General features: G+C 35.7%; 12 protein-coding genes. 10 read left to right on the top strand and 2 right to left on the bottom strand.

Annotated elements, in window-relative coordinates; genetic code table 11:
* Positions 1 to 2 precede the first annotated feature (2 nt).
* Genes ABH966_RS10540 through ABH966_RS10525 form a run of 4 tightly spaced genes read left to right on the top strand, consistent with a single transcriptional unit; the run spans position 3 to position 6,772 of the window.
* Positions 3 to 1,046, top strand: coding sequence for a HEAT repeat domain-containing protein (locus ABH966_RS10540; protein ID WP_370078136.1), 1,044 nt, complete (start codon positions 3 to 5; stop codon positions 1,044 to 1,046).
* Positions 1,043 to 2,467, top strand: a complete 1,425-nt coding sequence (locus ABH966_RS10535) for a glycosyltransferase family 2 protein (protein ID WP_370078134.1) — start codon at positions 1,043 to 1,045, stop codon at positions 2,465 to 2,467. The genes ABH966_RS10540 and ABH966_RS10535 overlap by 4 nt, the downstream gene beginning before the upstream one ends.
* Entirely contained in the window at positions 2,464 to 5,655 is a 3,192-nt protein-coding gene (locus ABH966_RS10530) for a hypothetical protein (RefSeq protein WP_370078132.1), read from the top strand. Before ABH966_RS10535 ends, ABH966_RS10530 begins: the two co-directional genes overlap by 4 nt.
* A 22-nt stretch (positions 5,656 to 5,677) precedes the next feature.
* Complete coding sequence (locus ABH966_RS10525; RefSeq protein WP_370078130.1) at positions 5,678 to 6,772, top strand: polysaccharide deacetylase family protein; 1,095 nt, start codon at positions 5,678 to 5,680, stop codon at positions 6,770 to 6,772.
* Here the strand turns inward: ABH966_RS10525 and ABH966_RS10520 are convergent.
* Both ABH966_RS10520 and gltC read right to left on the bottom strand, forming a co-directional pair.
* Positions 6,755 to 7,063, bottom strand: a complete 309-nt coding sequence (locus ABH966_RS10520; protein ID WP_370078128.1) for a hypothetical protein — start codon at positions 7,061 to 7,063, stop codon at positions 6,755 to 6,757. The genes ABH966_RS10525 and ABH966_RS10520 overlap by 18 nt on opposite strands.
* Before the next feature lie 38 nt (positions 7,064 to 7,101).
* Entirely contained in the window at positions 7,102 to 8,004 is a 903-nt protein-coding gene (gene gltC / locus ABH966_RS10515) for a glutamate biosynthesis transcriptional regulator GltC (protein ID WP_370078126.1), read from the bottom strand.
* A 291-nt stretch (positions 8,005 to 8,295) separates the two neighbouring features.
* Here gltC and ABH966_RS10510 point away from each other — a divergent pair, with 291 nt between their 5' ends.
* From ABH966_RS10510 to sufB, 6 genes are all read left to right on the top strand, one after another.
* The gene (locus tag ABH966_RS10510) at positions 8,296 to 8,832 is read left to right on the top strand and encodes a hypothetical protein (RefSeq protein WP_370078124.1); all 537 of its coding nucleotides are present in this window, start codon (positions 8,296 to 8,298) and stop codon (positions 8,830 to 8,832) included.
* Positions 8,833 to 9,540: 708 nt separating this feature from the next.
* Positions 9,541 to 10,320, top strand: a complete 780-nt coding sequence (sufC, locus tag ABH966_RS10505; RefSeq protein ID WP_370078122.1) for a Fe-S cluster assembly ATPase SufC — start codon at positions 9,541 to 9,543, stop codon at positions 10,318 to 10,320.
* Positions 10,321 to 10,338: 18 nt separating this feature from the next.
* Positions 10,339 to 11,646, top strand: a complete 1,308-nt coding sequence (gene sufD, locus ABH966_RS10500) for a Fe-S cluster assembly protein SufD (protein ID WP_370078120.1) — start codon at positions 10,339 to 10,341, stop codon at positions 11,644 to 11,646.
* Positions 11,646 to 12,875, top strand: a complete 1,230-nt coding sequence (locus tag ABH966_RS10495) for a cysteine desulfurase (RefSeq protein ID WP_100544504.1) — start codon at positions 11,646 to 11,648, stop codon at positions 12,873 to 12,875. Before sufD ends, ABH966_RS10495 begins: the two co-directional genes overlap by 1 nt.
* A complete protein-coding gene (gene sufU, locus ABH966_RS10490; protein ID WP_370078118.1) occupies positions 12,865 to 13,293 on the top strand; it encodes a Fe-S cluster assembly sulfur transfer protein SufU in 429 nt (142 codons plus the stop codon). The genes ABH966_RS10495 and sufU overlap by 11 nt, the downstream gene beginning before the upstream one ends.
* 100 nt (positions 13,294 to 13,393) lie before the next feature.
* The gene (sufB, locus tag ABH966_RS10485; RefSeq protein WP_031417705.1) at positions 13,394 to 14,791 is read left to right on the top strand and encodes a Fe-S cluster assembly protein SufB; all 1,398 of its coding nucleotides are present in this window, start codon (positions 13,394 to 13,396) and stop codon (positions 14,789 to 14,791) included.
* Positions 14,792 to 15,161: the final 370 nt, after the last annotated feature.

The raw sequence follows: 15,161 nt of genomic DNA, 5'->3' as shown, positions 1-15,161 counted from the left end.
TTATGATTGAATTATCTATTCAATTATTACTATATATTATTGTTATTCTCTTACTATTTTGTGGTATAGCTATGATTTATTTAATCTATCAGAGAAGGTATGAAGAGAGAAAAAAGCATGAGATAGAAAAGTATATTCAAAAAACAAAAATACTTTGGCAGGAGTACATTCTACAGGACGGCCAATTTACTGATACGCAAATTCCTAAAAGTAAAATTCAAATATTAGCGGTAGAACATATATTTTTATCGTATTTAAGAAATATATCCAATCCGATTATCCAACAAAAAATCTATACTTTTGCACAGATGAATTTAAAGGAATATTACCAAAATGAGCTGAAATCCAGAAATTGGAGTAAGAAAATGAATGTAATGTACCGCATTGCTGATTTCCATATAAAAGAGCTTATTAGTACTTGCGAAGTATCAATTAATTACAACCGTTCTATAGAAGTATTTCAGCTATTAAAAATATATTCTATTCTTGAAAAAGAAAAATTTATACAAGAAATATTGCTATGTAATTATTCTTTTTCAGAAAGTGAATATAAAAAGTTATTTTCGTATTTAGAAGTAGAAATGCTTCAACGACTTATGGAAAAAATGGAGAATTTACAACAAGCAGCACAATATGCGTTGATTGATACAATTGCAGCAAAAGGTAGTATGGATGTTATAGAGGGACTTGAAGATTTATTAGTAAGTGAAGATACTGAAATTCGCATTCGTACTCTTAAGGGACTTGAAAGAATTGGGGTTATCCGAGATATAGAAACGTATATTCCATTTGTCAATTCGTCTATATGGGAAGAAAGATTAATGGTCGCAAAAATATTTAAATATGCACCTTTAACATTTACTGCCGAGCATTTAGAAAAATTGTTACAGGATAGTAATTGGTGGGTACGATCACAAGCAGCAAGCACGATAATTGAAGATCCACGAGGTTATCAAAGATTAAAAGAATTCATTACAACAACAAATGACCAATATGCAATTGATATGGCTAATGAAGTATTAGAAAAAAGGATGCGTGCAGTATGATTATACTTGACTATTTAATGTGGTTTTTTGGTGGGGTAATCATAATTTATATGCTACTAGTTATAGTAACGTATGGGCTTATGTTTTTGTTTGCACTTTTAAAGCTACGAAAAGAATATAGGCTTGATCAAACTGAAATGGATGATACGTATATTGATGCGTTCTATTCTAAGCCAGTATCTGTAATTATACCCGCCTATAATGAAGAAGTAGGTATTGTGGATAGTATTCATTCTCTACTTAGTCTACATTATCCTGAATTTGAAATAATCATTGTCAATGATGGTTCTACTGATTGTACTCAAGAAATAGTTATTGAGCATTTTCAAATGAAAAAAATTGAAAAAATAATAAAGATGGAAATCCCAACAGATCCCATTATTCAAATCTATCAATCACAAATTCACCCAAATTGTTTTTTAGTAGAGAAAGAGAATGGTGGAAAGGCAGATGCTTTGAATGTAGGCATTAATGTTGCAAGTTATCCTTATTTTTGCTCTGTTGATGGAGATTCAATTCTGGAGAGTACATCTTTATTACGTTTAATGAAACCCATTGCCTTATCTGATGGTGCGGTAATTGCGGCAGGTGGGAATGTTCAAATTGCTAATGGAATGAATATGCACCTTGGTTCCATATTAGAAACAAACTTGTCTAAAAATTATTTAGTTACTATGCAAATTATTGAATACTTTAGAGCTTTTTTAATAGGACGAATTACGCTAAGTAAATTTAACTTAGTTTTAATTATTTCGGGTGCATTTAGTGTATTTTCGAAAAAATGGGTAGTAGAAGCAGGTGGCTATACTAAAGGTATGATTGGTGAAGATATGGAGCTCGTAGTAAAACTACACCGATATATCCGTAAAAAGAAAGAAAATAAACGTATTGAATTTGTAGAGAACCCTGTTTGTTGGACAGAGGCACCAGAAACCATGGCCGTTTTAAGGCGACAAAGAAGAAGATGGCATCAAGGATTATTAGAAAGTTTATGGAATCATAAAACAATGACTTTAAATCCGAAATATGGTGGTATTGGGTTATTATCCTTCCCTTATTTTTGGCTCATTGAAGGCTTTGGGCCAATTATCGAACTTGGTGGATATATTTATATTATTTTTGCTTTTTTCTTAGGTGATATCTATTATGAGATAGCTATTTTACTACTTTTAGCATTTGTACTTTATGGTGTTGTATTTTCAATTATGGGTGTGTTATTTGAAGCATGGAGCAAAAATAAAACGTTCAAGGTTGCAGATTTAATACGTATGATGTTATTAAGTTTTACAGAAATTTTTTGGTATCGTCCTATTACACTCATTTGGCGCTGTGAAGGTCTTTTGAACTTTTTAGTAAGAAGACGAGAGTGGGGCAAAATGGATCGTAAAGGTATTTCAAGCAAGGAGCAAGAATCGATATGAAGCGTATTTATTTGGGAATTATAGTAGTGTTATTGCTTATAGTGATACCAATAGCTCTTTGGTTCGTGTCACCTAATAAACAGCTGAATGTTGCAATCATTGATAAAACAGTGAAGGATGAATCATATCGAGAGCATTTAGGGTTAACTTGGCTATTAAATTATTTGAAGTACGAACATAAAGAAGGTCAATATGATGAGTCTAAGGATTATTTTGGCACAATTCCAGATGAACAAAATAACAGTGTATCTACTTCTAAAATGCCAAAGGATTACAAAGATTATGATGCAATCTATTTAGCAGATACGTATGGTGTCTATGAAGATGATCTTAACCCAAAGCAAGAAAGGTTTGGGGCACGCACAAAGAAAATTGTTGGTGGATTAGAGTCGCAAGAATGGGATGCTATTATGAAACGTTTAACTAGTACAAAAAAAAGTTTATTTATAGCAGAATTCAACTCTATTGCATCACCAACGTCTCCTGAAGTGCGAAATCAAGTGCTAGATTATTTGAAAATAGATTGGTCTGGTTGGATTGGCCGCTATTTTGAAGAATTAGATTATAGAAAAAATAATGAAATTCCACAATGGGTTGTTGATAAATTTAAGGATGATTGGAAATATGAAGGTGGGGGCTTCATATTAGTGAATGACTTTAGAGATGAGGTTTTTGTTTTAGAGTTAAATAAACATATTGATAAAGAAGGTATTTATCTTAACTTCACTAAAGTAGGGCAGGAGTCCTTGGGTGTTTCATCGAGCCCACGATATGACTACTGGTTTGATATTGTTACCGCGAAGAATGAGCAAGATGTTTTAGCGAATTATGAGTGGAGCTTAACTGACGAAGGTGAAAAATTATTAAATGAACATGATGTCCCTCTTTCGTTCGCAGCAGTTGTTTCAGGTGAACAGAAAAATACTACAAAATATTATTTTGCTGGCGATTTTAATGATATTAATAAAGTACCATCTTTCTATAAAATGAAAGGTCTGGAATCGGTCTATAAATTTTTACAAAAATTTTCAGGTGATGATTTTTATTGGTCAGCATATGTACCGATGATGAAGTCTATTTTAAAAGAATTCGAGAAAAAAGAAGTTAAGCAGAAATCTGACAGTTCAGCAAAAAATAATTTAGGTTATAATACACGGATTAACGATCAAAAATTTGAGATTTTAAAAGATGGAAAATGGGAAGCTATCACCCTCAAAGGCGTTAATATGGGGATGGGAAAACCAGGTTATTTCCCTGGAGAAGCGGCCATTACGGAGGATGAATATTATCGTTGGTTCCAGCAGATTGGTAAAATGAATGCCAATACAATCCGAGTCTATACGTTACATCCACCTGGCTTTTATAGAGCTTTAAAAAGATATAATGAGGAAGCAAAAAATCCTTTATATGTACTACATGGAGTGTGGATTGAAGAAGAAGGTTTAGAGAAAACTTTAGATGCTTATGATCCTGCAACGCTTGAGAATTTCCGAGCAGAAATGAAAACCCTTGTAGATGTTATTCACGGTAATAAATATGTAGAGCACGTAGTAGGACATGCATCTGGATATTATGATACGGATATTTCACAGTATATAATCGGTTGGGTTATTGGTATCGAATGGTACCCCCATATGGTAAACGGAACAAATGAAAAGCATGCTAATATTGGACAGTATAATGGTGTTTATTTTGAAACAAAAGATGCTTCTCCATTTGAATATTGGCTTGCAGAACAAATGGATTATATTACGCAATATGAGCAAAATAATTATGACTGGATGCACCCTATGAGCTTTACAAACTGGGTTACAACAGATTTATTAGATCATCCATCTGAGCCAAATACAGATGAAGATATTGCCAGTGTTAATCCGAATGTTATTTATACAAAAGGGTTAGCGAAACAAACAGGTCAATTTGCATCGTACCATGTGTATCCATACTATCCAGATTTCTTTAACTACGATCAAAAATACTTATCGTATGTGGATCATCGTGGAGAAAAAAATAGTTATGCAGCTTATTTAGCAGACTTACACGCTGCACATCGTATGCCGGTATTAATCGCTGAGTTTGGAATCCCTGGCTCTCGTGGTTTAACCCATGATAATCCGTATGGCTGGACTCAGGGATTTGTATCAGAGCAGAAACAAGGTGAAATATTAACCCATCTTTTTGAGGATATCATGGCAGAGGATTTACTTGGTGGATTAGTATTTACCTGGCAAGATGAGTGGTTTAAACGTACATGGAATACGATGGATTATGATAATCCAAACCAACGCCCTTATTGGTCTAATGCTCAAACAAATGAACAACAATTTGGTTTACTAAGCTTTGATCGTCATAAGGTACAGGTTGACGGAGATATATCAGAATGGAAAGCTCCTCTCTTATATGAACAACAAAAAAACAAGCCTTCAATGAGTGTTGATTATGATGAAAGATACTTGTACCTCCAATTAAATGGAGATTTACTCAATAAAACATCTTCTACTCAAATTCTATTAGATGTTATTCCGAATCAAGGAAAAACATCAAAATCAGATTTGAAAGGAGTAACGTTCAAAAATGGCATTGAGTTTGTTGTGGAGCTTAATAAGAATAAGGAGTCACGTATGGTCATCGATCCTTATTATGATTTCTATTCTTATTTATATGGAAATGAATTAAAGCTTATCGACATTCCATCTTCAAATGTTATGAAAAAGAACACTACGTTCAGTCCGATTTACTATGCTTTAAATAAAGAGCTATACTTGCCGGAACGAGATATAGCTGTACCTTTTTCAGAATATGAAACAGGAAAATTAATAGAGGGAAATGGTAATCCGAAGGCAAAGGATTATAATTCTCTTGTCGATTATAATTGGAGCGATAAAGGAACTATAGAATTACGTATTCCTTGGTTACTTCTTCAATCAAAGGATCCTAGTCATAAAGAATTTATAGGGGATTTTTATAAAGAAAACGGAGAAACATCAGTTTTTGTAGATAAAATAAATATAGGTGCATTATTTCTTAATGATAAGCATGAGGTTGTGTCTTCATTGCCAGAGATTGAAAAAGGTGTACTTAATCAATTGCATAGTTTTACATGGGATAATTGGAGTATGCCTAAAACTGTAGAACGTTTGAAAAAATCCTATGAAGTTATGAAAGAAACATTTAAGAAATATGAATAATGTTTTAAAGGAGAGAGAAAGATTGATTCAATGGAGAAAGCTTATTGTTATATTAGCGATACCATTTGTGCTTTTATGCATAAATGGTATTACAATAACGCAAGCGAAATCTTTGATAGAACACAAAGAAATAACAGATTTAAATAAGGAATGGACGATCACATTTAACCAGCCAATTAATAAAGAATCAATTACTAGCTCTTCAATTACAATAAAAGATGAGGCAGGAAATGATTTTCCGTTTACATTTGAAATTGATAAAAATAAAGTCAAAGTGAAGCCTGAAAAATCATACGAAAACTATACGACATATACTTTAAGTGTCCAAACTGATATTGAAAATGATAAATCAAAACGTTTAAAAAATAGTTTCAAGTTGATTTTTACTACCAATTTTGCAATCGAAGATCTTAAAAAAATCAAGCCGTTAAATAATTCTAATTATCATGGACAGGCACTTGTAACCCTATCCTATGACGATGGTTATCGAAATTGGTATGATAAAGCACTACCACTTCATTCGAAATATAATATGCCAGGAACCTTTAATATTATCGGTGATAAATTGTACTCAGATGATAAGAATTATATGTCACCATCTCAAGTATGGGTTGCACATGATTTAGGTTTAGAAATTGCATCTCATACACAAAGTCACTCATTTCTAACAAAAAAATCGGTGGATGAAATTCATTATGAATTTGATGAAAGCATAAATACAATCGAGTCTTTACTAGGTAAAGGTATCGTTTCAACAGTTGCGATTCCTTATTCCGATTATAATGAAGAAGTAAGAAAAATTGCTATGCAATATTTCGACGGTATACGTGTATTAGGTAGAGAAACTAATGTACCTAATAATTATGATCCATACTGGTTAAAATCATATCCTATTACAAATACAATAGAATTCGAGGATGTAAAAAAATGGATTGATAAGGCGGTTGCTGAGAAGTCTTGGGTTATTATTATGTTACACGGTATTACAGAAGATCGATTGGAAGAGTATGAAACAACGCCAGAAATTTTAGAACAGATTATGAAATATATTAATGGACTAGGTAAAGATTCTATATTATCAGTGAATACAAAGGAAGGATTACAGCTTACTAAATAAGAAAGCGGAATCCCAAAAAGAACCGAAGGAGAGAATTATCAAAGCGACGGAAAGAAAGGCGAGAACGACGGAAGGAATCGTCAAAGCGACGGATAGAACCGCCGAAGTCGTGGATAGGAACGCCAAAGCGACGGATAGAACCGCCGAAGTCGTGGATAAGAACGTCAAAGCGACGGATAGAACCGCCGAAGTCGTGGATAGGAACGTCAAAGCGACGGATAGAACCGCCGAAGTCGTGGATAGAAACATCAAAATGATGGATAGAACCATCAATCTGACGTATTGAAACACTTTAAGCCCCAAAAAAATCGCCAGCTACGGCGATTTTTTTATTGGAATTGAGAAAGACGTGAAAAGAAATTGGTAACGAAGTCTAAAAATATTTTTTCTGATGGAGCAATTTCGCGGTTTACAGGTGAAATAATGCCGACTGTTCTTGGAATTGTAGGTGATATAATCGGTACTTTTACTGTGAAGCGTGCAGCTGAATCATACAGTGAGCTTTCTGGTAATAAGCTGACCCCAATGCCTGCAGCGACAAGACCCTTTAGTGCATCTAAGTCTTCACCCTCGGAGATGATGTTTGGCGAGAAGCCGGCAGCTCGGCAGGCATCCATAGCTACTTTATGTAATATGTATCCATCTGGGAATAGCACAAATAAATCGTTACGTAAATCGGCAAGCTGAATACTTTCCTTTTTGGCTAATGGATGTTTTGCTGGCAGTAATGCTGCGATGTTTTCAGTAAATAAAATTGTTGAATGAATCGATTCGTCCTTCGGTGGAAGCGGGCCTAAAAAAGCTAAATTTAACTCGCGATTTTTGACTGCATCAATTAAAAAACGATAGGAGCCTTGACGGAGCTGGAATTGTAAATCTGGATATTCACGCTTGAAGGCTGAAATAACAGTGGGCAATACATAGCTAGCCAAGCTCGTTGGAAAACCAATTTTTATCGTACCTTTAGCAGGATCTAAATATTCTTCAACTTGCTTTGCGGCAAAATCGATGGCTTTTAAAGCAGTAATTGTGTGCTCGAGAAATATTTTTCCAATCGGTGTCAATTTAACATTCCGTCCGACACGTTCAAAAAGTGGTGTGCCTAATTCATTTTCTAAATTAGCAATTTGTCGGCTTATTGCAGATTGAGCAACATGAAGATGTTCGGCAGCTTCTGAAATGTGTTCACGCTCAGCAACTTCAACAAAATATCGTAATTGACGTAACTCCACTAGATCTTCACCTCTATTAATCGAAAAATACGATTGATTATGCCTCAATTATATACTATTTAAGATGAAAAATGATTGTAAATAAACAAATGTTAGCTAGAAAGCGGGGGAGATGCACAGTAACTTCATTGGAGCTCAAGAAAGTAAGGCGAAGGCAGTTTTCTCAAAGAATGTTGCTAAACGAAAGAGTCAGATATTTAAAAGAGTATGTTATATTTTGGATTGCAGTAAAAGGCGAATGGAATAGTATAATTAGGCGTAATTTAACTTGTTTCGTAAGAGGTGTTTAGTTTGTTTAAAAAGAAAATATTGATTGGATATTCAGAAGACGCTGTCCTAGCAATTATCGAACACTTAGAGAAAAGTAGCATTCCGTTTGAAATAGGAATCAAAGATATTTTAAAGCGGTCGTCTGAAGAATACGAAGGTTTTTATATGGTCAAAGTTCAAAAAAAATGTTCGAAACAAGTAGAAGCTATTGTTGCACAGTATGTGTCGCAAGAAGGTTTGAAGCATCGGTATAAAGTGAAGAAAAAGAAAAGTAGAAAATTAGAGAGGAAGGAAAAAGCTCTTTATTTGTTTGCAGCTTTTATATACTTTTTAGCAGCATCGGTCATCGAAATGGGTAAAGCATTAGAAGCGGACATTGTTTCGTCTATCGGTTGCGCCGCTTTATTGATGGGCGGCGTGTTTATGGCGACAAAATTTTACAAAGAGATGAAAAAAGAACCGGGTGATTTGAGAGAGATTAATAAGCTGACGATGATTTTCGGAATTAGTATGATATTTTATGCCGTTTCTTCTTTTATATTTGTACTTCTATATTAATTACTTCCTCTAGATAGAGACCTTGTTCTAGTGTCTTGAATAAGGCTTGTTGGTCCGCTTCTTTAATTTACTTACTGCTTCATACATACACAAATCTCCAGTCCGCCTCCTGAACCTGCATTATATTCAATCATAATCGATATTTTCAAGGGGAAAACAGCCAAAGGGAAAAATAAAGTAGATTAAAAAAATTGCATGATCTACATTTATTAATTTTGGCCCACCCACAGTTTGACATATATATATAAGTTGATTTCCGTTCTGGTTGACGCCCACAGCCGGAACGGAAATCAACCCACTTTATAATGAAGAACCTTAATTTTATGAACTAGTACTCTCGAGATTTCTTTCCTTTAATTGATTCCATTCTAATAAAAAAGGTTATAGTATTGGTATTGTTATTTATATATTTCTGTCACAAAACCGCTACAATTCGCACTTTCTGCGGGGTTTTCACTATGTAGCTAGATGAAACTGATTCTCAATTAGAATTATTTCATTGAAAATGAGGTAAGTTGATTCTCATTGTCAATAACGATTAGCAATAATCTGAAAATGCTTACAAACTCTTTATTTTTAAGGATTGTTTCAGAGAAAATTGAAAGTGATTGAAATGGTTTGCATAGAGAACGATTTTCAGTTAAGATTAGAATGATGATAATTAAGGAATGGTACACCATTCACTGAACACACTATGGAGGTATTTTCATGTCAACTTTAGTTATTAAAGATCTTCACGTTGAAATCGACGGGAAAGAGATTTTAAAAGGCGTAAACCTTACAATTAATACAAATGAAATTCATGCAATCATGGGACCAAACGGAACTGGTAAATCAACACTAGCTTCTGCTATTATGGGTCACCCTAAATATGAAGTAACTTCTGGTACAGTAGAACTTGATGGCGAAAATGTACTTGAAATGGAAGTGGACGAGCGTGCTCAGGCAGGTTTATTCCTAGCAATGCAATATCCTTCTGAAATCGCTGGTGTAACAAATGCTGACTTCTTACGTTCAGCTATCAATGCACGCCGTGAAGAGGGCGATGAAATTTCTCTAATGAAATTTATCCGTGAATTAGATAAAAACATGGAATTCCTTGAAATGCACGAAGATATGGCACAACGTTATTTAAATGAAGGTTTCTCTGGCGGTGAGAAAAAACGTAACGAAATTCTTCAATTAATGATGATTAAACCAGCTTTCGCAATTTTAGATGAAATTGACTCTGGTCTTGATATTGACGCGCTTAAAGTTGTTTCTAAAGGAATCAATGCAATGCGTGGAGAAGGATTCGGCTGCTTAATGATCACTCACTACCAACGCCTACTTAACTACATTACACCAGACCATGTACACGTAATGATGCAAGGTCGCGTTGTTAAATCAGGTGGCGAAGAATTAGCACAACGTTTAGAAGCTGAAGGCTATGACTGGATTAAAAAAGAATTAGGTATCGAAGAAGAAACTGAAGAACAAGAAGCATAAGAGGGAGGACGAACTAGCATGACAGTGGAACTTAACTTGCCTGTAACAGTACAGGACGTGCGCTCGTTCTCAGAAGCAAATGGAGAACCGGCTTGGTTTACAGAACTTCGCGCGGCAGCACTAGACAAAGTAACTGGTTTAGATTTGCCAAAACCAGATAGAACAAATATTACAAAATGGGATTTCGTAAATTTCCCAACTCACACAGTTGACAGTGAAGGATTCGCTTCACTTGATGCATTACCAGAAGAAGCAAAAGGTTTAATTGATCTTGAGGCTCAAGAAAATCTTTATATTCAACGCAATAACACACCAGCTTTCATCAAAACATCGCAAGAACTAGCTGATAAAGGTGTTATTTTTACAGATATTTTAACAGCGGTTCGTGAACATGGCGACCTTGTTAAAAAGTACTTTATGACAGAAGCTGTAAAAGTTGATGAGCATAAATTAACAGCACTTCATGCGGCACTTGTTAACGGTGGTGTGTTCGTATACGTACCTAAAAATGTCATTATCGAACAACCGCTTCAAGTAGTATTCTTAAATGATAACGCAGAAGCTTCATTATATAACCACGTGTTAGTTGTTGCTGAAGCAAATTCTGCTGTAACTTATGTTGAAACATATATTTCAACAGTTGAAGAAGCAAAAGGTCAAGCAAACATTATTGCAGAAGTAGTAGTTCAAGACAATGCACAAGTTACTTACGGTGCGGTTGATGTACTTGCGAAAGGATATACTACTTATGTAAATCGTCGTGCACGACTAGCTCGTGATGCGAAAGTAGATTGGGCTCTTGGCTTAATGAATGACTCAGATACTATTTCTGAAAACATTACACATCTAATCGGTGACGGTTCTCATGCTGATACAAAAACAGTAGTTGTTGGTCGCGGTGAACAAAAACTTAACTTTACTACTGAAGTTCGTCACTGGGGTAAGAACTCAAATGGTCATATCTTAAAGCATGGTGTAATGAAAGATGCAGCACAATCAATCTTTAACGGTATTGGCTACATCGAACACGGTGCGACAAAAGCGGATGCACAGCAGGAATCACGTGTATTAATGCTTTCTGAAAAAGCTCGTGGCGATGCAAACCCAATTCTATTAATCGATGAAGACGATGTAACAGCAGGACACGCAGCATCTGTTGGTCGAGTGGATCCACTACAACTTTACTACTTAATGAGTCGTGGTATCTCGAAAGCAGAAGCAGAGCGCCTTGTTATCCATGGATTCCTTGCGCCAGTTGTTACGCAATTACCAATCGAAGGCGTACAAAAGCAACTGACGGAGGTTATTGAAAGGAAAGTTCGCTAATGATGAATAAAGACATTAAAAGCTATTTCCCAATTTTAGATCAGGAAGTAAACGGTCATAAGCTTGTTTACCTTGATAGCGCAGCAACTTCTCAAAAACCTATTCAAGTAATTGAAGCAATGAAGCATTATTATGAATTCGATAATTCTAATGTACACCGTGGTGTGCATACATTAGGAAATCGTGCTACTGACAAATATGAGGGTGCACGTGAAAAGGTTCGTAATTTTATTAATGCTACATCAACACAAGAAATTATTTTTACTCGCGGTACTACAACTGCTTTAAATACAGTGGCATCAAGTTATGGTCGTGCTAATGTTGCTGAAGGTGATGAAATTGTCATTACTCACATGGAGCACCACTCTAATATTATTCCTTGGCAACAACTAGCAAAGGAAAAAAATGCAACGCTGAAATATATTGAGCTTGAAGCGGATGGCACACTTAACTTAGAAAAGGTTCGTGCGACAATTACACCTAAAACAAAAATTGTGTCGGTGTCAATGGCGTCAAACGTCCTTGGAACGATTAATCCTATTAAAGAAATCGCTCAAATCGCGCATGCGAACGGTGCTGTAATGGTAGCGGATGGTGCACAAGCAGCACCACATATGAAAATCGATGTACAAGATTTGGATGTAGATTTCTTAGGGTTCTCAGGTCATAAAATGTGCGGACCAACTGGAATAGGTGTACTATATGGTAAAAAGGAACACCTTGAAAAGATGGAGCCAATTGAATTTGGTGGCGAAATGATTGACTTTGTTGGACTTTATGATTCAACGTGGAAAGAACTACCGTGGAAATTTGAAGGTGGAACTCCTATTATTGCAGGTGCAGTAGGTTTAGGAGCCGCTATTGATTTCTTAACTGAAATTGGGCTAGATAACATTGCGGAGCATGAGCATAAACTTGCAGGCTACGCGATGGATCAGCTTGAAACAATTGACGGACTTAAAATTTTCGGCCCACGTGACCCAATGAAGCGTTGTGGACTTGTAACGTTTAACCTAGACGATGTACATCCACATGATGTGGCAACGGTTCTTGATATGAACGGTATTGCTGTTCGTGCAGGACATCATTGCGCACAGCCACTAATGAAATGTCTTCAACAAGTAGCGACAGCGCGTGCAAGCTTCTATCTGTATAACACAGAGGAAGATATTGACCGCCTAGTTGCAGGGTTACGTTCTGCGAAGGAGTATTTTGGCGATGTCTTTTAATAATTTAGACCAACTATATCGTTCAGTCATTATGGATCATTATAAAAATCCTCGTAATAAAGGATCTATTGAAGAAGATGCTGTAACGATCGATATGAACAATCCGACTTGTGGAGACCGTATTCACTTAACGCTAAAAGTGACTGACGGTATTGTTGCGGATGCGAAGTTTGACGGTGAGGGCTGTTCGATTTCGATGTCTTCTGCATCCATGATGACGCAGCTTATCAAAGGGAAAAAAATTGAGGAAGCATTAGAGCTTGCTGAAATTTTCTCTAAAATGATGATGGGCGAAGACTATAGCGAGAAATATGACCTTGAGGATGTTGAGGCACTACAAGGTGTTTCTCAATTCCCGGCACGTATTAAATGTGCGACATTAGCTTGGAAAGCGATGGAAAAAGGTGTAAAGCAATAATATCTAAATTTGAGTGAAAGTCACTATAGGTGCTTTCACTCAAAGTAAGATATCCGAGCTTGAAACAAGATAACAATAATGCATGAACGGAGGAGAAACGATGGCTAAAAAAATGCCTGATATTGGCGATTACAAATACGGATTCCATGACAAGGACGTGTCAATTTTCCGTTCAAAACGTGGTTTAACTGAAGAAATCGTCCGTGAAATTTCAAATATGAAACAAGAGCCAGAGTGGATGCTTGAATACCGCTTAAAAGCACTTGAAACTTTCTATACAAAACCAATGCCGCAATGGGGTGGCGACCTAGGAGATTTAGATTTTGATGAAATTACGTATTACGTAAAACCATCAGAAGCTACACAAAAATCTTGGGATGAAGTACCTGATGAAATTAAAGCTACTTTTGATAAATTAGGTATTCCAGAAGCAGAGCAAAAATACCTTGCAGGTGTATCTGCTCAGTACGAATCTGAGGTTGTATATCACAACATGAAACAAGATCTTGAAGACCTTGGTATTGTGTTCAAAGATACTGACTCAGCTTTACGTGAAAACGAAGATATTTTCAAACAATACTGGGGCAAAGTGATTCCTTACACTGACAATAAATTCGCTGCACTAAACTCAGCTGTTTGGTCAGGTGGATCATTTATCTATGTACCACCAGGTGTAAAAGTGGAAACGCCATTACAAGCTTACTTCCGTATTAACTCTGAAAACATGGGTCAATTCGAACGTACGTTAATTATTGTAGATGAAGGCGCTCACGTACACTACGTTGAAGGTTGTACAGCTCCTGTTTACACTACAAACTCTTTACACTCAGCAGTAGTAGAAATTGTTGTACGTAAAGATGCATATTGCCGTTATACAACGATTCAAAACTGGGCAAACAACGTTTACAACCTTGTAACAAAACGTACAGTTGTTGAAGAAAATGGTACAATGGAATGGATCGACGGTAACATCGGTTCTAAGTTAACAATGAAATACCCAGCTTGTATCCTTAAAGGTGAAGGCGCTCGTGGTATGACATTATCAATCGCATTAGCAGGTAAAGGGCAACACCAACACGCAGGTGCGAAAATGATTCATATGGCACCAAACACATCTTCAACAATCGTTTCTAAATCGATTGCTAAACAAGGTGGTAAGGTAACGTATATGGGTCAAGTGCGTTTCGGCCCTAAAGCAAGTGGTGCACGTGCTAACATCGAATGTGATACGTTAATCATGGATAACCAATCTACTTCAGATACAATTCCATACAACGAAATCTTAAATGATAATGTTTCTTTAGAACATGAAGCGAAAGTTTCAAAAGTATCAGAGGAACAATTATTCTACTTAATGTCTCGTGGTATTTCTGAAGAAGAAGCGACAGAAATGATTGTAATGGGCTTCATCGAGCCATTCACAAAAGAATTACCAATGGAATACGCAGTAGAAATGAACCGTCTTATCAAGTTTGAGATGGAAGGTTCTATCGGATAATATGCCGATAAACGTTGGCAAGTAAGGGTTTTACGCTATGGCCAAACCCCTTATTGCCCACAAATTTCTTTTATAAAAATCGAGTGCACTGCACTCGATTTTTTTTATGCGGATGTTGTTTACATAGCTTTACCACCTATTTTACGCAGAATAAAAAACTGTGGGGAAGATCATAAATTGACAAATTTTAATTTGAATATTTTATGAACACTTTAATAAAATCCGAAGCTACTTAAATAAAAAGGCACATAATTATAAGATATTTATTATATTTAGAGCTATTAATATATATCTTTTGCGAAAAAACATCACAATGTAAAGCGACTTTTATCATATTCACCCATAGTTTGCTTAATTTTTAATCCATAGC

It is taken from the genome of Lysinibacillus sp. RC46 (assembly GCF_041262385.1).
GTDB lineage: Bacteria > Bacillota > Bacilli > Bacillales_A > Planococcaceae > Lysinibacillus.
Note: the sequence above shows the minus strand (reverse complement) of the source record. Positions and strands in the feature narration are given on the sequence as shown.